Annotated in this window: 20 protein-coding genes; 10 read left to right on the top strand and 10 right to left on the bottom strand. The window is 67.6% G+C overall.

Annotation, left to right across the window (positions count from 1 at the left end):
- Positions 1-24 precede the first annotated feature (24 nt).
- Positions 25-447: a MerR family transcriptional regulator gene (locus tag ABZ942_RS09755; RefSeq protein ID WP_357380285.1), complete on the top strand. Its 423-nt coding sequence runs from the start codon at positions 25-27 to the stop codon at positions 445-447.
- Here ABZ942_RS09755 and ABZ942_RS09750 read toward each other — a convergent pair.
- Genes ABZ942_RS09750 through ABZ942_RS09735 form a run of 4 tightly spaced genes read right to left on the bottom strand, consistent with a single transcriptional unit; the run spans position 444 to position 6,229 of the window.
- Positions 444-1,292 (bottom strand): HAD family hydrolase, encoded by an 849-nt coding sequence (locus ABZ942_RS09750; RefSeq protein ID WP_357380284.1) that lies wholly within the window; start codon positions 1,290-1,292, stop codon positions 444-446. The two genes, ABZ942_RS09755 and ABZ942_RS09750, sit on opposite strands and share 4 nt — an antisense overlap.
- A complete protein-coding gene (locus ABZ942_RS09745) occupies positions 1,289-3,787 on the bottom strand; it encodes a phosphoribosyltransferase (protein ID WP_357380283.1) in 2,499 nt (832 codons plus the stop codon). Before ABZ942_RS09745 ends, ABZ942_RS09750 begins: the two co-directional genes overlap by 4 nt.
- Positions 3,784-4,998 (bottom strand): HpcH/HpaI aldolase/citrate lyase family protein, encoded by a 1,215-nt coding sequence (locus ABZ942_RS09740; RefSeq protein ID WP_357380282.1) that lies wholly within the window; start codon positions 4,996-4,998, stop codon positions 3,784-3,786. The genes ABZ942_RS09745 and ABZ942_RS09740 overlap by 4 nt, the downstream gene beginning before the upstream one ends.
- Positions 4,999-5,011: 13 nt before the next feature.
- Positions 5,012-6,229, bottom strand: a complete 1,218-nt coding sequence (locus ABZ942_RS09735; RefSeq protein ID WP_357380281.1) for a hypothetical protein — start codon at positions 6,227-6,229, stop codon at positions 5,012-5,014.
- A gap of 145 nt (positions 6,230-6,374) precedes the next feature.
- On the opposite strand from ABZ942_RS09735, the gene ABZ942_RS09730 reads away from it, so the two are divergent.
- From ABZ942_RS09730 to ABZ942_RS09720, 3 genes are all read left to right on the top strand, one after another.
- Positions 6,375-6,950: a TerD family protein gene (locus ABZ942_RS09730; protein ID WP_357380280.1), complete on the top strand. Its 576-nt coding sequence runs from the start codon at positions 6,375-6,377 to the stop codon at positions 6,948-6,950.
- 218 nt (positions 6,951-7,168) lie between these two features.
- Entirely contained in the window at positions 7,169-8,269 is a 1,101-nt protein-coding gene (locus ABZ942_RS09725) for a DUF475 domain-containing protein (RefSeq protein WP_357380279.1), read from the top strand.
- A gap of 105 nt (positions 8,270-8,374) precedes the next feature.
- Complete coding sequence (locus tag ABZ942_RS09720) at positions 8,375-8,998, top strand: Tellurium resistance (RefSeq protein WP_357380278.1); 624 nt, start codon at positions 8,375-8,377, stop codon at positions 8,996-8,998.
- 1 nt (position 8,999) lies between these two features.
- Here ABZ942_RS09720 and ABZ942_RS09715 read toward each other — a convergent pair whose 3' ends face one another.
- Positions 9,000-9,899, bottom strand: coding sequence for an EamA family transporter (locus tag ABZ942_RS09715; protein ID WP_357380277.1), 900 nt, complete (start codon positions 9,897-9,899; stop codon positions 9,000-9,002).
- An 83-nt stretch (positions 9,900-9,982) separates the two neighbouring features.
- Here ABZ942_RS09715 and ABZ942_RS09710 point away from each other — a divergent pair, with 83 nt between their 5' ends.
- Together ABZ942_RS09710 and ABZ942_RS09705 are read left to right on the top strand one after the other, a co-directional pair.
- Positions 9,983-10,513, top strand: coding sequence for a CGNR zinc finger domain-containing protein (locus ABZ942_RS09710; RefSeq protein ID WP_357380276.1), 531 nt, complete (start codon positions 9,983-9,985; stop codon positions 10,511-10,513).
- A gap of 114 nt (positions 10,514-10,627) precedes the next feature.
- Positions 10,628-11,344 (top strand): alpha/beta hydrolase, encoded by a 717-nt coding sequence (locus tag ABZ942_RS09705; protein WP_357380275.1) that lies wholly within the window; start codon positions 10,628-10,630, stop codon positions 11,342-11,344.
- Positions 11,345-11,352: 8 nt separating this feature from the next.
- On the opposite strand, the gene ABZ942_RS09700 is transcribed toward ABZ942_RS09705, so the two are convergent.
- From ABZ942_RS09700 to ABZ942_RS09680, 5 genes are all read right to left on the bottom strand, one after another.
- Positions 11,353-14,988, bottom strand: a complete 3,636-nt coding sequence (locus tag ABZ942_RS09700; protein WP_357380274.1) for a BTAD domain-containing putative transcriptional regulator — start codon at positions 14,986-14,988, stop codon at positions 11,353-11,355.
- Positions 14,989-15,280: 292 nt separating this feature from the next.
- On the bottom strand, positions 15,281-15,958 hold the full coding sequence (locus ABZ942_RS09695) for a response regulator transcription factor (protein ID WP_357380273.1): 678 nt from the start codon (positions 15,956-15,958) through the stop codon (positions 15,281-15,283).
- Positions 15,925-17,055 (bottom strand): histidine kinase, encoded by a 1,131-nt coding sequence (locus tag ABZ942_RS09690; protein ID WP_357380272.1) that lies wholly within the window; start codon positions 17,053-17,055, stop codon positions 15,925-15,927. The genes ABZ942_RS09695 and ABZ942_RS09690 overlap by 34 nt, the downstream gene beginning before the upstream one ends.
- Positions 17,056-17,059: 4 nt before the next feature.
- The gene (locus ABZ942_RS09685; protein WP_357380271.1) at positions 17,060-17,557 is read right to left on the bottom strand and encodes a hypothetical protein; all 498 of its coding nucleotides are present in this window, start codon (positions 17,555-17,557) and stop codon (positions 17,060-17,062) included.
- A 73-nt stretch (positions 17,558-17,630) separates the two neighbouring features.
- Positions 17,631-19,016 (bottom strand): hypothetical protein, encoded by a 1,386-nt coding sequence (locus ABZ942_RS09680; protein WP_357380270.1) that lies wholly within the window; start codon positions 19,014-19,016, stop codon positions 17,631-17,633.
- 170 nt (positions 19,017-19,186) lie between these two features.
- Between ABZ942_RS09680 and rpsF the strand changes: the two genes are divergently transcribed.
- The 4 genes from rpsF to rplI all read left to right on the top strand — a co-directional run bounded on the left by rpsF (position 19,187) and on the right by rplI (position 20,888).
- Complete coding sequence (rpsF, locus tag ABZ942_RS09675; protein ID WP_150400327.1) at positions 19,187-19,474, top strand: 30S ribosomal protein S6; 288 nt, start codon at positions 19,187-19,189, stop codon at positions 19,472-19,474.
- A gap of 89 nt (positions 19,475-19,563) precedes the next feature.
- Positions 19,564-20,106, top strand: a complete 543-nt coding sequence (locus tag ABZ942_RS09670) for a single-stranded DNA-binding protein (RefSeq protein ID WP_107653390.1) — start codon at positions 19,564-19,566, stop codon at positions 20,104-20,106.
- A gap of 60 nt (positions 20,107-20,166) precedes the next feature.
- Entirely contained in the window at positions 20,167-20,418 is a 252-nt protein-coding gene (gene rpsR / locus ABZ942_RS09665) for a 30S ribosomal protein S18 (protein WP_014989074.1), read from the top strand.
- 17 nt (positions 20,419-20,435) lie between these two features.
- Positions 20,436-20,888 carry a 50S ribosomal protein L9 gene (gene rplI / locus ABZ942_RS09660; protein ID WP_357380269.1) on the top strand — a complete coding sequence of 151 codons (453 nt, stop codon included), beginning with the start codon at positions 20,436-20,438 and terminating at the stop codon, positions 20,886-20,888.
- Positions 20,889-20,925 lie beyond the last annotated feature (37 nt).

Below are 20,925 nucleotides of genomic sequence, written 5' to 3'. Positions count from 1 at the left end.
GCGTGCTTCAAGTCAAGGAGAACAATGACCGACACCCTGCTGGACATCGCCGAGGTGGCCGAGGAGTCCGGGCTCGCCCCGTCCGCCCTGCGGTTCTACGAGAAGCGCGGCCTCATCACCCCGGCGGGCCGCAACGGCCTGCGCCGCACCTTCCGCCCCGACGTACTCGGCCGCCTGGCCCTGGTCTCCTGCGCCCGCGGCGCCGGTTTCACCATCGCCGAAATCGCCGGATTCCTGCGCGCCACCCCCAGCGACACCGAACTCCGCGCAGGACTGGCCCGCAAAGCCCTGGAACTCGACAAAGACATCGCCCGCCTCGCCCGCATGCGCGACAGCCTCCGGCACGCCTCGACCTGCACCCACGAGCCGCTCGTCGAATGCCCGGACTTCAAGATGACCTTCGAAGGCCCTGCACCCCAGGCGACTCGGACGCGCAAGCCGACCTAATCAGCCGACGGCGGGGAGCCCTTGATGAACCAGTTGATGATTTCCTCGCCCGCGAGGATGCCGGTGGCGCGGGTGATGGTGAGGTTGGGGTGGGTCCAGTTGAGGTGTTCGAGTTCGCCGTGACGGGGGCGGATGGCGTAGTCGGCGGCGCGCAGCATCTCGGCGTCGAGGGCGCCGTCGCCTGCGGCGAAAGTTGTTGCCTCGGTGTCGAGTTCGCCGGAATCGAGGAGTCGGCGGCGGACCTCCGCGACGGCGTGACTCTTGCAGACGACATCGGGCATCGAATAGATCTTGCGACCCTGCTGGGAGGCGGACCAGCCGCGAGCCCGGCACCAGGCATCCCACTCGGCCAGGAAGCCCGCCGGGACCTCTTTGGGGCGCACGACCAGGTAGCAGAAGAGGTCGTCGGCCTCGCGGAATTTGGTGACCCACGAATCGGCTATCCGGGCACGGAGCTCGGCGGTGACCTCGGAGAGCGTCGCGCCGCCCGCGCGGACCTTGGCGTCGATGTCGATGCGCCAGCGCAGGTCCGGCACGCCGTCGACCAGGATATTGCCGCCATTGCTGGTGATGGCGTAACGCCATGGGGCGCCGGGCAATTGGATGCGGTTGAACTGCTTGATGGTCCGCGTGGTGGTCGGAATGACCGCGGCGGGCTCGGTGAGGGTCTGCATGCGCAGGGCGGCGGCCGTCGTCATGAACGACAGCGGCGCGCCCTCGAGGTGTTCCACGCAGACGGTCGGCACGTCGGTGTGCGCACTGAAAGCGTTGCGCGAGTAGATCATTGTTCGGTCCAGGTCGGTGGCGACCAGCGTATGTCTTCGTAGCCTGGGTAGGTCCATCATGTCTGCACGTCCTTGATCAGTCCCATACACGAATAGGCCAGGTCGGGCACGACCTCGACCGGCACGCCGCGGGCCGCGGCGAGCAGGCGGATATGCGCGTGCTCGGGCGCCTCGGCGTCGCGAACCAGCACCAGCGACGGCATCCGCCGCAACAGCACCCGGGTGGTCTCGCCGACACCGGGCTTCACGAAATTCACACTGGCAATGCCATATTCGGCGCGCACCTGCTCGACCGAGGTCCAGCCGGTCCAGGTCGGCGTGCGATCGCTGCCGAGTACGGCCGCCACCGCCGCGGGCACCCGGTCGCGGACGCCATCGAACGCGGCGCCGACCGTGTCGAGCAGGCGCAGCGAGACATCGTCGGCGGCCAGCTCACGGTAGTACTTGGCCCCGTGGAACTCGCCGGGTCCGATCAACGTGTCGTTCAGCACCGTGCGGGAAACCAGGCCGGACACAGTGGAATTCAGGCAGGCCGAGGCGATCAGGAAGTCGTCGCGCGTGCCATAGGTGCGGACGCAATGCCCGGGATCGGCGAGCACGGCGAGCTCGCTGTTGAACCGGGCCCCGCCTGCCGCGTGATAGGCGTCGAGGGCGTCGGCGAGCTCATGGGTGATGGCGCCCTTGCCGGTCCAGCCGTCCACGAACACGATCGATGCCGGATCATGATGCCGCGCAAGGTAATCCAGCGCGACGGCATCGATACCGCGATCACGCACGATCGACACCGCGTAGTGCGGCACGTCGAGACTCGGCAGATCGGCACCGCGCCCGGACAGCAGCCAGCGCCGCATGAGGATGCCGATCGGCGTACCGGCCCGCGCCAGCGACACCAGCACGATGTCGTCACCGCGTTCGGCCACCACGAGTTCGGCGACGGTCGCCACGGCCAGTGCCAGCCGCTCGGCACTGTCGGCGAGCACCTCGTCGAACAGCGAACGGTAGGCCGCGTCCGGCTGATACTCGATCGGCAGCGACTCCGCGTAGTGCGCGGCACCGGACTGGATGCGGCGTTCCCGCTCGGCCACGTCGGCCTCGAGGTCGACGTCGGACAGATCCTTCAGCAGCCAGGAAACCTCCTCGGCCGCATACGAACCGAACGCGGGACCGTGCAGCGGCTCGGGCAGTTCCGCGACCGCGCTGCGCTCGGCGTGCAGTGTGCGCGGGTCGGCGCCGGGCAGCAACGCGACCAGCACATCGGCGCCGGAGGCGGTCAATACGTCGACGAGTCCGCCGTCGGCGACGAGTTCCTCGGTATCGGCCGGTGGATCGATGACGACCACCAGCACCGGATCACCCGGCACGCCAGCGGAATCCGCACCGTCCGGTTGCCCCGAGAACTCGGCGGCCCAGTGCGCGTTGTACAGGTAACGTGGCTGTTCCTGCCCGGATTCCGGTGCGGTGAAACGAAATCCACGGCGCAGCGGATACCCCGGCTCATCCAGCACATAGGCCGGCGACCGCGTGGTGGTCTGGTATCGAGTGGGCGTACCGGAATCCGCCAACGCCGCCGCCAACCGCAGCGGCAGATACATCAGCTCCTCGTGCGCGAGCACGATCACCGGCCGACCGGCGAACTCCGCCGCGAGCCGCGACCGCAGCACATCGTTCGCGGCGCCGACGGCGGCATCGAATGCCGTGAAGTCCGAACGCAAAACCCCGTGCCTGCCGCCCTCGGGCACCGAGGTCGGCCACGGCAGATCTAGTCGAGTGAACGAGCCACGCTGCGCGGCAACAGGATTCAGTTCAGGTTCCGGCAGCTCCGCGACCGCGTCCACCAGGCCGTCCGGCAACACAGTGTGCCCCGATGCCAAACACACGGTGTCGATGCCGGCGCCCAATTCCGCCGCGGCCTTATCGAAGGCGATGCGATCCGCGGCCGAACGCATGTCCACGAGCGAAGCCAGCACGTAGTGCGAGCGCGGCGAGAACGCGTGCAGCGCACGGATCGCATCGAGTGCGGTGGCACCGGTGGAGATTTCGTCATCGACCAGCACCAGCGGCAGATCGTTGACGAAGATATCGGCAGGCATCGGTTGCAGCTGATGCGAGGTGGCATGCGAGTGCCCCTCCTCGAATCCGGTCAGGGTCTGCGCCTCGGCGACATCGCGCCGCGTCGAGTGCAGGTAACCGACCGCACCGATCCGGGCAGCCACGCAATGCCCGAGTCCCGTTGCGGTTTCGGCGAATCCGAGTACGAGCGCCGCGCGATCGCCGAGCACCGCCCGCACCAGATCGCCCAGCCGATTGCCGCCGTCGAGCACGACCCGCGGATCGGTCGGCAGATGTTTACCGAGCACGGTGGACACCAGCAGATGCGCCCGCTTCGGATTGCGCCGCAGGCCAGGCTGAATCAGCTCCGCGATCGCCAACTCGGCGGGCAGCGCACTGACCGACCGCTGCTCGACCGCGCCGTACGACTCCGCATGCTGCAGCCGGAGACCGAGATTTTTTGTCGCCCAAGGGATTCCGACAATTTCTAGCGCGGCGCCGCTCATACCGTCACCAACGCCGTCAACAAATCCACGAACGAAACTCCCTTATTGGCCACACCGAACACCCGCGCCCGCAACAGCGTCTGCCGCGCCCAACTGCGGTGCGGCCGCATCTCATTCATCTTGTTCCGATATCCAGACGCCGCCACGCCGCCGACATCAACCTGCAGAATGTCCAACGCGTCCGAGTACTCCTCGTGCGTCACCACCGACAGCGCGTGCACCGCCGCCACATGCGACGGATGGATCACCGTCTTGCCCTGGATCCCGTTGGCCCGGTCCAGCGTGATCTCGCGCAGCAACCCGTCCAGGTCGCGGCTCACCAGGTACTGCCGGAACGGCACCGCATCGGATTCCTCGAACGGCGCGGTGCGCAGTAGCGGCCGGAACATCCGCTCGTGATCGGCGAAGTACTCCCAGACCGGCCCGGTGATCACGAACCCGGTCCCGTCCGCGCGCCCGAGGTAGTTCACGATATCGGCGATCACATCGGCGACCACTCGCACGTCGTAGATCGTCAGATCCCGGTCCCGCCGGATACCGAACGTCGAACACATGTCGGTCGCGCCGACCCGCACCGCGAGCACCCGATCCCGGTGCGCGGCCAGCAGCTCGGCGATCCGGGTCAGCTCCTGATCACGCGTCTGCCGGTGCACCAGCCCCGCCGATTCGAGCACCGGCATCCCGTAGATGGGTCGATCCAATCGCTCGACCGCCGCGCTCAACGCCGCCAGATACTGCGGCCCCGTGCTGCTGTCGAACTTGGGGAAGACAAACCCGGTCAACACCGAGGCCCCCGCGCCCAGCTGCTCGACGATCTCGGTGATGGTGTCCGCGTCACGCACCCGGACGAACAGCAATGGATTCGAATCCCCATTGGCGGCAAGCAGATTCAGCGTTTCCACGGTCTGCCGCTTGGCGAACTCGACCTCGTGGTCGGCGACCGCGTCCTCCAGGTCGATCACCATCGAGCACACGCCGCGTTCGGCGCGCTTGCTGATGGTCAATGCCAGGTCCGGCCTGGTGGCCGGCGCGTACAGCGTCGCGCCCAGCGCGACGGCCAGTAATTCTCGATCGGTGTAATCGTCGCCGAACGGCTCCGGTTCTCGGTAGAAAAGATTGCGTGCCTCGGGGCCGTGCAGCTGCCGGAAGTGGCGCAGCGGCATTCGCTTCCGCAGGGAAATTTCCCGCTGGACGGCGATGCCTGCGGTCATCGTTATCCCACCCTCATTCTCGTCGTGGTCCTGCTTGTTTTCTCATTCGATCCACTACCCCGGCTATGAAGTCGGTGATGGTATCCAGCTCCGCCACATAGGCCCAGTAGTCGGGGTGGCGCCCCGTCAGTGTCTCGCTGATTCGATCGATCCGGGCGGCCTGTGCGTCGAGCACAGAGCCCCATTCGGTGACGAGCCCGCGACTCACCGCGAGCATTTGGGCGTCCCGCAGCCGAAATCGTACGGCCTTGGCTTTCTCTTGCGGGTCGGACCTGACCGCCCGCAACGTGGCGAGCCGCTTGGTGACCGCGTCGACCTGGTGTTCGGCCTCCGTGAGATACCCGCGGGCGGATGTGGTCAGATCAAGTGCAATCTCCGGGTTGTTCTCCGCCGCTGCCGCACGCGCCCGGCCAAGGGCAGCATCCGCGGCGTCGATGGCTCGCTGGCTTTCCCGCTCATTGTCAGCTAAATCCGCGGAACTCGCAGCGTTGAATTCGCGCAGCAGCCCCGAGTAGGCCGGTGCCAGCCCCTCGGCCCTGGTCCGGGCGGCGGCCAACCGGGTGGTCACCGAGGAGATCGCGGTCTTCGCGGCGGCGGCCCGAGATGGGGCCTGCGCCAACGCATCCGCCAATCGCTTCGTTTCCGCCTCCAGCCGGTTCGCGGCCTCGCGCACCACCGCCGCCGACGCGCCCGAACCGGCCGCCTCCAATGTGATGAGAGCCTCATCCACGGCGGCGGCGTGTTCGCGCACCGAGGGGTAGTTCGCGTACTCGGATTCGGCCGCCTGCCCACGCACGCCGGCCGCCGCGATCTTCACCTGCTGGGCCAGTTGCGGCACGGTGCCGAGCACCGCGACCGCATGCTCGAGTTGTGCCTGATTGCCGCGGTAGAACTCGTCGACGGCGCGGGCCGCGTCGGTCAGTTGTCTGGTCACTGTCTCGGCCTGCTGCGGGCCCTGCGGTACCGCGGTTCCGTCGCGTTCGGCCTGCTCGAGCTGCTCGGTCAGCGCCACATACGCACCGGCTGCGTCGTAGCAACGACTCCGCACCGGCTCCCAGGCCACCGCCGTCCGGCGGTCCGGGAACACCTGCTCGGCCGCGTGCACCGCCGCCTCCGCCGCGCTCTGGCGCTTGTCCATGTCGAGGAACGCCGAGGCCAGCGCCTGTCGCGCCGACCCGATCCATTCGTTGTTCCCGGCGGACCGAAACCATCCGCGCCTGCGACCTACCACGCCCCGATCTTAGAGATCTCCCGTGTTCACCGGGGGTTCTGTGGGTTCCTACGCAAGTTCGCGGAAACCTACTACTGTCGTAAGGCGTACCCGGCGATTCGGACATGCTGGGAACCAATGACGGACTATTGAAAGGGAATCCCGCATGGGTGTCAGTTTGTCCAAGGGCGGCAATGTCTCGCTGACCAAGGCGGCGCCTAACCTGACCGCCGTCGCCGTCGGCCTAGGGTGGGATGTGCGGACCACCACCGGTACCGACTTCGACCTGGACGCCAGCGCGATCGCGACCGGCGCGGACAAGAAGGTGCTTTCGGACCAGCACTTCGTGTTCTTCAACAACCTGAAGTCGCCGGAAGGCGCCATCGAGCACGCGGGTGACAACACCACCGGCGAGGGCGAGGGCGACGACGAGATCATCAACGTCGACCTGGCCAACACCCCGCCGACCATCGAGAGCATCTTCTTCCCGGTCTCCATCTACGATGCCGAGACCAGGCAGCAGTCGTTCGGTCAGGTGCGCAACGCCTACATCCGCGTTGTCGACCGCAGCAACAACAACGAGCTCGCCCGCTACGACCTCACCGAGGACGCGTCGACCGAGACCGCCATGGTGTTCGGCGAGCTGTACCGCAACGGCGCCGAGTGGAAGTTCCGCGCGATCGGCCAGGGCTACGCGTCCGGCCTCGCCGGTATCGCCCGCGACTACGGCGTGAACGTCTAAGAAACACTGTGCCGTTCGGAGGGGGCCCGGCGACGGGCCCCCTCGTCATGCGCCCGGGCCAACCGGGACGACCCTGGAACGCACCGCCTCGGCGGTCGGTGAAGACCGTTGGACATCCGGCGGTTCAGCGGCCACGCTGGTAACAGCGGCGCCAGATCGGTTTCATAAACGAGCGCTCGGACGGGATGTCCGGCCGACGCAAACGAAAGGTCCCCCGCGTGGTCCTGCGCATTTTCGGCATGTCAATCATCGTGACGGTGCTGTCGCTCGCCGCCGCGCTGCTCTACGGAGGACCGACCGCGCTGGCGCTGGCCGCGATCCTCGGCATCCTCGAGGTGTCACTGTCCTTCGACAATGCCGTCATCAACGCAACGGTGCTGGAGCGGATGAGCGCGTTCTGGCAGCGCATCTTCCTCACCGTCGGCGTGCTGATCGCGGTGTTCGGCATGCGCCTGGTGTTCCCGCTGGCGATCGTCTGGGTCACCGCGGGCCTGAACCCGGTGAAGGCCTTCGACTTGGCGCTGAACCCGCCCGCCGACGGCGCCGCGCACTTCGCCAACGGCGACCCGAGCTATGAGACGCTGCTCACCGACGCGCATCCGCAGATCGCCGCGTTCGGTGGCATGTTCCTGCTGCTGCTGTTCTTGAACTTCATCTTCGAAGAGCGCGACATCACCTGGCTGTCCTGGCTGGAGCGCCCGCTCGCCAAGCTCGGCAAGCTCGACATGTTCTCGGTGGTCGTCGCGGCCGTCGTGTTGGTCCTCACCGCGGAACTGATCGCGGCCGACGATGATCGCGCCACCGTCCTCGTCTCCGGCCTGCTCGGCATGGTCGTCTATATCGTCGTCGACGGTCTCGGCTCGATGTTCCACACCGAGGAGCACTCCGAAGGCGGCCCGTCCGAGCTGGTCAAGGCGACGGGTAAGGCCGGGTTCTTCCTGTTCCTCTATCTCGAGGTGCTCGACGCGTCGTTCTCCTTCGACGGCGTGATCGGCGCGTTCGCCATCACCTCCGACCCGATCATCATCGCGCTCGGCCTCGGCCTGATCGGCGCCATGTTCGTCCGCTCGATCACCGTCTACCTGGTGCGCAAGGGCACGCTGTCGGAGTACGTGTACCTGGAGCACGGCGCGCACTGGGCGATCGGCGCGCTGGCGATCATCCTGTTCGTCTCGATCGGCGTGCACATCAACGAGATCATCACCGGCCTGGTCGGCGTCGCATTCATCGGTGCGGCGTTCATTACCAGCGTCATTCGCAACCGGCGTGAAGACGACGAAAAAGTGGACAGCGAACGAGAGCCCACCCCGGTAGGCTGATTTCGGCAAGCAAGCCGAAGACTCGTGCGGCAGCGGCCACTCCCTCGGGAGGACCGCTGCCGCTCTCATATCTGTCATGCACTCCGTCCGAGGGGGATCACGCCGATGGCGAACGACAGCAACGCCGGTGGGGTCAACCTGTCGAAGGTGACCCTGTCGAAGGCGACGCCGAGCATCAACCTCACCAAACCCGGTGAGCAGCAAGGGACCATGCGGGTCAACCTGAACTGGTCCACCGGGTCGAAGGGTTTCTTCCGCCGGGCCAAGCCGGTCGATCTCGACCTCGGCTGTCTCTACGAACTGGCCAACGGCACCAAGGGCGTCGTGCAGGCGATCGGCAACAACTTCGGCACGCTCGACGCCGAGCCGTACATCAAGCTCGACGGCGACGACCGCACCGGCACCGCGACCGGCGGCGAGAACATGCACATCAATCTCGCTCGGCCCGAACTGTTCCGGCGCGTGCTGATCTTCGCCTTCATCTATGAGGGCGTGCCGAACTGGGGCGCCGCCGACGGTGTGGTCACCCTGTTCCCGACCGCGGGCCCGCAGATCAAGGTCCGCCTCGACTCCCCCGTGGACGGTGCCCGCTCCTGCGCCATCGCGCTGCTGCAGAACCAGGGCAGTGGCATCACCGTGCACCGGGAGGTGCACTACATCAACGGCGCGCAGAAAGAGATCGACGAGGCCTACCGCTGGGGCATGAACTGGCACAGCGCCCGCAAGTAGCTCAGCGCGCCGCGACCGCGAGGCGTGGCTCGGGTGTCGGCGCCGCCGACGGTTTGCGCGAGGCGAAGACCAGGCCGATCAGACCTACCGCAAGACCGGCAACGGTCAACGGCCGCAACGGTTGATCGATCAGCAGCCAGGCGAGCAGCGCGGTCACCGCGGGGGTGGCGAAGAACAGCCTGCCGACCCTGGTGGCGTCCCAACGCTGGAGCATCGAGTTCAGCAACAGGAACGCGACCATCGAGTTCACCAACACCATCCAGGTGAGTGATCCGGCGAACCTGGTCACATCCGTCACGTGCAGCTGACCGGTCAGCCAGGCCAGCACCCCGGCGACGGGCGCGCTCACGACCACATGCACCGCGGTGGACGCCCGGGAATCGACCTCGGGCACGAAGCGCTTCTGATACACCGTGCCGATGCTCAGGCCGAGCAACCCGATCACGCACAGCAGCAAGCCGATTCGGGAAAAGTTCGACTGATCCATGACCGCCATCGCGACGCCGATACCGCCGATGCCGAAGCCGAACCACTGCCGGGCCGTGACGGTCTCGCCCAGCACCCCGGCGAACAACGCGATGACCACCGGATTCAAGCCCTGCACCAGCGCGATGACCGCGCCGGACACGTGCTCGCCCATCGCCGTGTAGAACGCACCGAACTGCACCGCCTGCATCAGCAACCCGGCGACCGCGACGTGGCGCCACTGACGGCCGCGCGGCCAGGTCGCACGCACAACGAAGGCATAGCCGATGAGCAGGACTCCCGCGATCGCGTAGCGCGCGAACAACACCATCATCGGCGGCGCGGCACCGACGCCGACGATCCCGGCGATGAACGCACTGCTCCACAGCACGACGAACAGCGGCTGCGCGGCCACCGACATGAACTGAGCCTTCACGAACCCTCCTGAGCTAACCGCCTTAGATGGTTACCACCGTGGCAGCTCGCCACGTAACCTGTCAAGGTGGTTACTATGAGAGGGTGTTCACCTTCGTCAGCGGCAACCTCGCCCTGGATTTCGCGGGCACGGTCAAGGCCAGGACCGGCTCGTTCGACGACGCCCTCGACGCGCCCGCGGCCCTGGCCGACTGGCTGGTCGCCGCCGAGTTGCTCGACCACGCCCCCGACTGCGACGCGGCGACCCTCGACCGCGCCGTGCGCTTGCGTGAGGCCGCGTACCGCATGGCCGTCGCCGTGTCCCTCGGCGAACCGCTCGCCGAGGCCGACCGCCACATCGTGAACGACTGCGCCGCAGGCGAACTCCCCGCGATCAGCCTGCGACCCGACGGCGCCATCACCCGAACCGGCACTCCCGCAGCTGCACTCACCGCCGTCGCCCGCTCCGCGATCGAACTCCTCGGCGGCTCGGCCACGATCAAGGAATGCGGCCGCCCCGAGTGCACCCGCCTCTATGTCGACACATCCCGCGGCGGCACCCGTCGCTGGTGCGATATGACGATCTGCGGCAACCGCGTCAAGAGCGCGGCCTTCCGCGCCCGGCACGCCGAATGAGGCGCTGACCAGCGCGTTCGGTGGACATTCAGTCCACGTTCAGTCGGCTCCCGATGCTGTAGGAGATCGATCGCCCACCTGTTCCGGCGATCCGACGCGAACTGGAGGATGCCGATGACCACCCCGAATGTGCTGCTCGTGCACGGCGCCTGGGCCGATGGGTCCTGCTGGAACAAGGTGATCGAGCGACTGCTCGACCGGGGCTTCGGCACCGTGGTGGCCAGCCAGCTGCCGCTGCGCGGCTTCGCCGACGACGTCGCCGCCGTCACCCGCGACCTGAACGCGCTGACCGGACCGACAATCCTGGTCGGTCACTCCTACGGTGGCGCGGTGATCAGCCAGGCCGGTTCGGGCCGGGCCGACGTCACCGGGCTGGTGTTCGTGGCCGCGTACGCCCCCACCGCGGGCCAGTCCGCGTTCCAGATCAACCAGGAATTCGGGCTGGACCTGCCCAGCGGCGCGGATCTGGTGAACATCGGCGCCGCGGACACCCCGGACCTGATCATCGCCCGCGACCGCTACCACGTCGACTTCGCCGCCGACGCCGACCCGCGCGAGGCCACGCTGCTCGCCGCCACCCAGAAGCCGACTTCCGTACTCTCCCTTGCTGGTTCGGGCTCGGCGACACCCGCGTGGGAAACGCTGCGGGACAACACCTGGTACCAGATCTCGGAATTGGACGCGATGATCCACCCGGACCTGGAGACCAAGATGGCGTATCAGGTGGCCACCGAGGACCACATCGTGTCGCTGGCCACCGGTCACGCGTCGATGATCACCGAGCCGGACGCGATCGCCGACCTCATCGCGCGAGCCGCCGCCGGCCAGTGAGGGTGCCGTCAGCCGGTGGTCACGCCATCGGCTGACGGAATGGCCGCCGCCGCGCCGAGCAGATCCCCGATCAGTTCGAGATACCTTGTGGCGCCGATGGTTTCGGCATGCGAGCGAGCTTCCCAGCGCAGCTCGCCCGCGCGCTCGATGGCACCGTCGTCGTGACAGACCGCAGCCAGCTCCAGCAGCGCCGGGATCAGCTCCACCGGCGAGTCATAGCGGCGCAATTGGGCGACGGCCTGGTCGAGCAGCTCCGCGTCCACACCGCCCGGGGCGGCCGAAGCCATTGCGCGCAAAGCCCTTCCGATGGTGCCGGGGGTATCCCACTGCCTGGCCAGTTCGAGTTCCACGGCGGCGAGTTCGCGGGCCTGTTCGTGCTCACCGAGCCGCACGAGTTCCATGGCCGCCGAGCTGCGCCACGGGATGTGGGCCGGGTTGCGGATGCCGACCGCGGCGACGCGGCGTCCACAGTCGAGGTAATGCGCGATCGCCTGGCGGGAATCGCCGCGAGCGGCACAGAGCATGCCCTTGACATGAATGACCACGGTCCACTCCCAGGTTTCGGGGTTGGCGTGGTCGGTCACGCTGTCGAGCCACTGCTCGGCCTCGGCCAGTCGGCCCAGCCCGAGCAGGGCATGCGCGTACTGGGCGACCAATGCCAGTGGCGGACGGATGGATTCGTCGCCGAGGGTGCCGACGGTCGGTGCGACCTCGCGCAGCGCTTGCCGGTAATCACCGCAGCGCAGCAGCACTTCCGAGCGCAGGATGAGGCGGTAGACGTCGATGGTGCCGAAGTGGTGATCCCTGCGCTGTTCGCTGAGTTGCCTGGCCAGCGCGAGGTCGCCGGACCACATGGACAGATGCGCGAGCAACCCGATCAGCTGCTGCGGCAACACCTCCCAGCCGCGGGCCGGATCGGGTCCGGCCGGGAAACGGGCGAGCGTCTCGCGCGCCGAGTGCCGGACGCTGAAGGCGTCGTCCCAGGTGAGCACCGCCGTGGTGATCTGGTCGGTCGACGCGGTGGCACGTAGCTCGGCGATGAAGTCGGACCACGTCGTCGAGGTCAGCCCGGCGACCGCCCAGGACGCAGCTCGAATGTTCTTGGCTGCCAGCGGGTCTCGTTCCTCGGTCTCGGCGAGCACCGCGCCGATCAGCGCCATCGCCGCACCGGCCTGCCAGCGCGTCGACATCGTCCAGGCCAGCGGGATGAGCGCCGTCGGCGCGACGCGGCGGTCGCGCTGGCTGTGCAGCGCTTCCTCCAGGTGGGCGCGGGCCGCAGCCGGGTTGGTCCACAACTCGAGCTGGCCGAGGCGAACCAGGATGTCGTCGCGGCCTTCGGGTGTGGTGATCCGCAAGGCCGCCGCCAGTTGTCGTACGGCGTCGGCGATCAGGCCGTTGCGCAGGCCTTCCTCGGCCGCGTCCAGCAGCACTACCGTCCACCGGGAGTACCGCTCCCCGACCAGGTCACGCAGGTAGGCCGCGACCTGCCTGGCCGAGTATCCGGCGCTGCGGGCCTGCTCGGCGGCGGCGATCCGGATCCGATCCGTGTCGTCGCGGCCACCGAGCCAGCGAATCGTGTTGCCGATCAAGGGATGCCGGAACACCGGCGGTTCGACCGAGGCCAAAATGCCGGTGGCGGCGAGTAGTTCGCAGCGGTGGCGCACCACGCAGGCCGGTTCGGCACAGGCCGCGGCGAGCACCTCGATGGTCGGTGCGACATCCTGCAGCACGGCAAGCGCGCGGAGCATAGCCACCCCGCCCGGCGAATACCGGTCGAGCAGCCGGTGGATCGAGCGCGAATAGCAGCCCTCCGGTAGATATTCCGGAATGCGGCCGTGATCGCGGAGTGCGGCGAGGTCGGTGATCAGCGCGTCGGCCAGCAACGGAACGTTGCCCGACGCCCGCTGGATATCGGCGGCCAGACCCGGCGGGCAGACGGCGCCGGTGCGTCGTTCGTATAGTCCCTCGATCGCGGCGACGCTGAGTCCGCTCGGCCGCAATACCGCGACCGCTACCGGCTCCAGCCGCGCGTGCAGGGCGAGAATCGCCGGCTTCCAAGAGCGTTCGTCCAGCGTCAGCACGATGAGCACTCGCATACCGCGCAGTCGCGGTGCCAGCGCGGTCAGTACGCGCGCGGAGTGCTCGTCCAGCTGTTCCGCTCCGTCTACCAGGACAACGAGCCGTCCCGCTGCCGTGTCCTGAATCAGTTTGGCGGACAACGCTTCTACTACCTGAGTGTCGGTGGCCTGCGGCGATATCGCAGTGCCGAGCAGTTCCGCGACCAGGCCGAGCGGCGGTGTGCCGTCACATGACGGCAGCAGGTCCATCCTCCGTGCACCGGGGACGCGGCGGGCGACCTCGTCCAGCAGTTGCGTCTTTCCGAAGCCGGGGCGTCCCGAGATCACCACCAGCCCACCGTTGCCCGCGGCCGCGCGCTCCGTCCACGCCGTGATCCTGGTCAACTCCTGGTCGCGCTCGAAGACGACAGGCGCTGCCGAATCCGGTGCCGAATCCGGTGCCGGCTTCGGCGCCGGCCACAGCGCTCCCACCATTGCCAGGCGGTGTTCGGCTCCGTTCGAGATCGCCGCCCCCGGAAGTTCTTGTACAACAGCCTTTTCCGACGAATCGGCGCGCGAGCGCGACTCGACCGCGGCCGTCGTCCGCCGAACCGCGGGTGTTGGGTCAGCTGCCGAGTCGGCCGCCGTTCCGCCGTCGGACGCATCGCCGGTCGGGCCTGACATTTGAGCAGCCGGAGTCCGAGTCTCACGAACCACTGATCCGTCTACCAGCACTCCGGCAGCGATGGTTCGGGTTGCCGACGCGAGCGCGGTAATAGGTCTAGACGGTCGCACAACGCTCTCACCCGCCAATATCTGCTTGTGCAGCGAGCGAAGCTCTCCGCCCGGCTCCACGCCCAGCTGATCCACCAGCAGCTTCCGAGTCTCGCGGTAGACATCCAACGCTTCGGACTGGCGACCGTGGGAGTACAGCGCACGCATCAGCACTGCCCGCGGGCGTTCGCGCAGTGGATGTTCCGCGGTCAGCATGCGCAGACGATCAATCACCTCATCGGAACGACCAAGTGCGACAACGACATCGAGACTGTCCTCGACCACGGCGAGCCGCCGCTCGGCCAGCCCGGCCCGCTGTCGTTGCGCGAAGGGCCCGGGCAGCCCGGCCAGCGGTTCACCGGAATACAGCGCAAGTGCCTGCGCGTACCGGCCTTCGGCGCGCGCCCAATCGCCCGCTTCACGCGCCCGAGCCGCCTCGCCGACCAGCCGATCGAAAACGCCGACATCGGTCTGCTCGTCCTCGATCCGCAGTTGATATCCGCCATGCCCGGACAGCAGCACAGCAGGCGGTGTTCGTGGCTTACGGTCCGGTTCGAGCACCCGGCGCAACGCCGACACGTAGGTCTGGATCACGCCGACGCCACTGGCCGGCGGCACCCCGTCGTACAAGGCGGCGAGCAGACTCGACGCCGACACCCACTGCCGCCGCCGGAACGCCAGCACACACAGCACCGCCCGCCGCTGTGGCGGACCGAGCGGGAGAACCTGTCCGGCAAGGTGCGCTTCCACCCCGTTGAGCAGCGTCAACCGCAGCACATCGGGCACGAGCATGCTCGTGTCCGCGTGATCCATCCGTTCGCCACCGCCTCGATGTGTCGCCCAACCCCGCATCAGGGTAAGCGGACCGGCGTCCAGTCAGCACGACGGATCCGCAGCGCATTTCTCGGCCCGCACCCAGGCGACCTTGTCCGACCGTCACCCGGCCTCTTCCTGAGCTGGACATTCAGCAATCCATGGGCAATCGGCAACCATGCCCCGCCCCCTAGGGCAGTGACGCACCTCGCAGAGCAAAACCAAGAGACGAAGCGACCGCAAGCCGGTGCAGTCCAGGCACGATCATCTATTACGTGGCAATCGACTCGGGCTAGCTCAGGCCGAGCCGGTGGGCCTGGGCGATCGCCTGCGGGCGGTCGCGGACGTGGAGCTTCGCGAACAGTGAGTTGATGTGGCTTTTGACGGTGCTGACGCCGATGAACAGCTCCTTGGCGATCTCGGAGTTGTTGTGCCCCTTGGCCATCAACCTCAGCACATCGAGTTCCCTTGCACTGAGCCCCAATTCGGCCGCATCGACGGAATCAGACGGAGCGGCCGCCACGGACGACAGCGAGGCGACGAGGCGCTGGCCGACCTCCGCGGCGAAGGTGGCCTGTCCACCGGCGACCGAGCGGATGGCCGTGGCGATCTCGCGGCGGCCCGCGTCCTTGGTCAAATACCCACGCGCACCGGCACGCAACGCGCCCGCGATCGATTCGTCGTCGGCGTAGGTGGTCAGCACCAACACCGCGGTTTCGGGGTGATCCGCGGTGATCGCGGCGGTGGCCGCGACACCGTCCAGGATCGGCATCCGCAAATCCATCAGCACGACATCGGGCGCGAGACGGCTCACCAGCTCGACCGCTTCGGCGCCGTCACGGGCCTCGCCGACCACCTCGATATCCGGCAGCAGCGAGAGCACGGTGGTCAGCCCCTCCCGCACGATGGTCTGATCGTCCGCGACGACCACCGTGATCACCGGCGCGGCACCGTCATTCGCACTGTCCACCGGTCACCCGCCTTTCCCGCCTCGACCGTGCCGCCCAGTGCGCCGATCCGCTCGCGCATACCGAGCAGGCCCGCGCCCATCCCCGAGGCCGACAGTAGCCCGATCCGGTCGGACAGCGGATTCGACGCGACCAGCTCCACCTGCTCCGCGCCGACCCGCAGCCGCAACTCGACCTCCACGCCCGGCGCGTGCTTGCGGGCATTGGTCAGCGACTCCTGCACACCGCGCAACAGCGCCACATTCACCTGCTCGCCGAGGTGCTGGGTGTCACCGTCCAAGCGCACGTTCACCCGGCCGCCCGCCCCACGATGTTCGGCTACCAGAACATCGAATTCTGTTGGTAGATAAATTCTTTCGGCCCGAAGCGCGCCGACGACCTGGCGCGCGTCGGCGAGCCCCGACGCCGCCAGCTCCCGCGAAGCGCGAACCTTGTCGGCCGCCCGTTCCATCTCGCCCGCCTCCAACAGCGCGTCGGCCGCATCGAGCTGCAGCACCAGCCCGCCCAGGGTGTGCGCGAGCACGTCGTGCACCTCGCGGGCGATCCGCCCACGCTCGGCCAGCGCGGCGGCGCGGTCCCGCTCCGCACGAATCTCCCGGCTCTGCTCCACCAGCAGCCGATTCTGTTCGGCGGTGACCCGAAACTGCCTGCGGCTCAGGCCGAGCAGCGCCACCAACAGCACACCGGCCAGCGTCCCCAGGTAGGCACTCGGCGTGTGGTCCGCCGCCACCGACGACGCGCCCACCACGATCAGCTCCGTACCAATGATCAACGCCCCGAACAGGATCGAGTGCTGCACCAGGGCGAAACCGGCGAACGCGGCGACGAGCAACGGAATCAACGAGGCGCCCGCCTGTGCAACCGTCAGACCACCGAACACCGCCATCACGGCGATCGAGGCTCTACTCAGCCACGGCCTGCCCCCGGGATCCGCCGCCCACACCAGCAGCGCGAGTCCGGCCAGACCGATCATGACCAGGACCGGAACCCCTTGCCGCGGGAGCTGGTCGTCGCGGAGTAGAGCACCCATGGTGATGACCCCGGTCAGGCGCAACAGCCTGCTCGGGGTCGTCGGTGCGGTATCCGCGCGGGGCGGCATTCGCTCAGTCTGCCCGAACCATCGCGCGCGGACCGGTCAGCCGGTCCGCCCGCGTCGCGATGACCAGCATGCGGCCGAGCCGGTTCACCGCGAGCAGCGCGATGATCGCGCCCACCGAGACCACCGCCGACGCGCCGATGTCGACCGCGACCACGTCCACCCCGACGCGCACCGCGATCAGCACCACCCACAGCGCGGAGGCGACGATGCCGGTGCGCACCATCAGTTGCCCGTCCTGCCGACTGAACTTCGACAGCACACCCATCAGCGCGCCGACCGCCAGCCCGAGCACACCCTCGAAGACCAGCAGCGCGATATCCACGGTGTGCACTGCAGGGGCGTTGTCCGAGGACGCGAAGAGCAGCACTCCGACGATGCCGAGAACCAGCGGCCCGCGCCACATTCGGGCCGGGTCGAACGGCCGCCACTGATTCTGTCGGTAGATGATCCAGCCGAGTATCGCGATTACCAGTACGGCGGTGAGCAAGTTGTTCGAGGTCATGCCCGTAAGACTCCGCGAATCGCCGACTGCCCGGCACCACCCGGGGGTGGAACGGCGGGTGGAATCCGCCGGACTACCCGACCGGGATCAACTCACCCGGCGCAAACCTCGGCACCTGCGGCGACACCGGCGGCCGGCCGCGCGGCAGCGCACGCAGAAACAGGAAGAACAACGCGACCAACAGCACCGCCCTGCCCCACACCCCGAACTGCACGACCTTCTCCATCTGCTCCGCAGGCCGGCCCGTGCCGAGCGCGTAGAAGTACCGGAACACGCCGATCCCGAGCGCCGCGTCGGCGACCAGGTACGCGCCGATCGCCGTCCACGGCACCTCGAGTAGCACCAGGAACGGCACCAGCCACAGCGTGTACTGCGGCGAATGCACCTTGTGGAACAACAGGAATCCACACAGCATCGCGCCGCTCACCCCGACCCACGGGAACACCCCCGTCGCGAGGTAGCGCTTCCAGCCCAGCCACATGGCGAGCGCGAACGCGGCCAGCACCAGCACGGGCGAGGCGACCGACACGACCTGCTGGAACAGCGCCTCGCTCGGGGCATCCGCGCCGAACAGCGGCCGAAGTCCCCAGTACCAAATGGAATTCGTGGTGATGTCGGCCTGCCGCAGCTGCTGGAAGGTGATCGACGCGCGCCAGCCCTCGTACCCGGCCAGCGCGAACGGCAGGTTCACCGCGATCACCGTGCCGATGGCCGCGCCCGCCGTCAGCAGCGCGCCGCGCACGTCCATCCGCCGTTCGCCCGGACCGCGTTCGACGCCGCCGGTGAGCACGTACGCCAGCAGCGGCAGCACGAAAATTCCCGGATAGAGCTTCAGGCAGAACCCGAGGCCGAGCAGGATCGCGGCCAGAATTCCCCTGGTGCGCAACGAGTATCGGGTCAAGGTGGCGACCACATAGACCGCGGCGACGGCCGTGAAAACCACCGGCAGTTCCCAGTTGTGGAAGGCGTAGAGCACCAGCGGCGGCCCCGCCGCCCACAGCAGCGCCGCGCGGCCCGCCAGCCTGGCCAGCATCCACGCGGTCAGCAGCGCGAACGGCGCGAGCAACAGTGCGGAGTGCCGCAGGAAGTCTGCGTCGTTGTGCGCGCCCAGCGCGCCGAGCCACATCAAAGTGCCGCTGAGCACCGGGTATTCGACCGCCCCACCGACCAGCGTGCCGTCGTCGGTGATGCCGCCGTGCACGTACGGGAAGACGTGCTCGTTGATATCGCGGCCGAGCCAGAGGAACTGGATATCGGAGTAACAGACATCCTCATCCTTGGTGGTATCGAATACCGAGCTGCGCCCGTCCGCGCTGAACGGCGCACCCGCACACCGCGCCTTGTTCGCATACCCGAGCACGAGCGTGAGCCCGCACAGCACCAGCACCACCGCCGCCAGCGCCGCGCGACGGCCGACGCGGCGCGCGATCAGGTCGCTGCTGGCGAGTCCGGTCGGCATGTGGACCACCCTAAGCGGCGAGATACGTCAATGCCCCCGTTCCCTCGCCGATGAGATCGATTTCAATGGTCAGAGGGTGTTCATGTAGCCTTGTCGGGTTGCTGACGCAACGACCCTCCTGCCACGGAGAGCCCGTGGCCGTTTCCTAGTCCACAGGAGGTGATTGGTCCGTGCGTCATTACGAAGTGATGGTTATCCTCGATCCCAGTCTGGACGAGCGCACCGTAGCCCCGTCTCTCGAGACGATGCTCACCGTGGTTCGTACCGAAGGCGGCAAGGTCGACAAGGTCGATATCTGGGGCCGCCGCAGGCTTGCCTACGAGATCGCCAAGCAGGCCGAGGGCATCTACGCGGTGGTCGATCTGACCGCGGAGCCCGCGACCGTGAGCGAACTCGACCGCCAGCTCGGCCTGAACGAGTCGGTGTTGCGCACCAAGGTTCTGCGCCACGACAAGTAGTCCCGCAACCCTCGATTGCGTCGGTGTCTGTCTCTAGGCTCTAGCGCAACTAGCGAGACGCGGACTGCAACCCGAGCAGGAGGAACCACATGGCAGGCGACACGGTCATCACCGTCATCGGAAACTTGACGGCCGACCCCGAGCTTCGATTCACGCCCGCGGGAGCGGCGGTGGCCAATTTCACCGTTGCGTCAACTCCCCGGATGTTCGACCGCAATTCGAACGAATGGAAAGACGGCGAAGCGCTTTTCCTGCGCTGCAATATCTGGCGCGAGGCTGCGGAAAATGTCGCCGAAAGCCTGACCCGGGGTTCCCGGGTCATCGTGAGTGGGCGGCTGAAGCAGCGCTCCTACGAAACCGCTCAGGGTGAGAAGCGCACCGTCGTCGAGCTCGAGGTCGATGAAGTCGGCCCCTCGTTGAAGTACGCCACCGCGAAGGTCAACAAGACCAGTCGCGGCGGCGGTGGCGGCGGCGGCTTCGGGTCCGGTGGTTCCGGTGGTGGCGGTAACTCCGCCCCGGCCGGTGGTGGCGGTGGACGTTCCGGCGGTGCCGAGGACGATCCCTGGGGCAGCGCGCCCGCGGCAGGCTCCTTCGGGGGCGGCGGCCGCGTAGATGACGAACCGCCGTTCTGATAACGGCAACTCATAGGTCTGCCTTTGCGCGGACCATCACTGATTACGGAGTAAAAGACCATGCCTAAAGCGCCAGCGCGCGAAAAGGTGCTCAAGAAGAAGGCTTGCGCATTCTGCAAAGAGGCCAAGTCCGGAATCGTCAACATCGACTACAAGGACACGGCACTGCTGCGTAAGTACGTCAGCGACCGCGGCAAGATCCGCGCCCGCCGCGTCACCGGCAACTGCGTGCAGCACCAGCGTGACATCGCGGTTGCCGTCAAGAACTCGCGTGAGGTGGCCCTGCTTCCTTACGTGTCGACGGCTCGCTGAGTAAGGGAGGCACGCAAATGAAGTTGATTCTGACTGCAGACGTGGACAACCTCGGTGCGCCCGGCGACACCGTCGAGGTCAAGGACGGCTACGGCCGTAACTTCCTGCTGCCGCGCGGACTGGCCATCGTCGCCAGCCGTGGGGCCGAGAAGCAGGTCGCGGGCATCCGCCGGGCCCAGGACGCGCGCAAGGTGCGCGACCTGGATCACGCCAACGAACTGAAGCAGGCCATCGAGAACCTCGATGCCGTCGCGCTCTCGGTGAAGACGGCGGGCACCGGCAAGCTGTTCGGCTCGGTGACCCAGGCGGATGTCGCCTCGGCCATCAAGTCGGCCGGCGGGCCCGTGGTCGACAAGCGCAGCATCGAACTGCCGAAGTCGCACATCAAGTCGACCGGCAAGCACAGCGTCGTGGTGCACCTGCACCCGGACGTGGTGGCCAAGTTCGACCTCACGGTCGCTGCCAGCTGATATAGCACCGCTTCGTAGACCACTCCCGTGTTCGGCG

The organism is Nocardia sp. NPDC046473 (assembly GCF_040645995.1).
Taxonomy (GTDB): domain Bacteria; phylum Actinomycetota; class Actinomycetes; order Mycobacteriales; family Mycobacteriaceae; genus Nocardia.
This window is presented reverse-complemented; position numbering and strand designations above follow the sequence as displayed.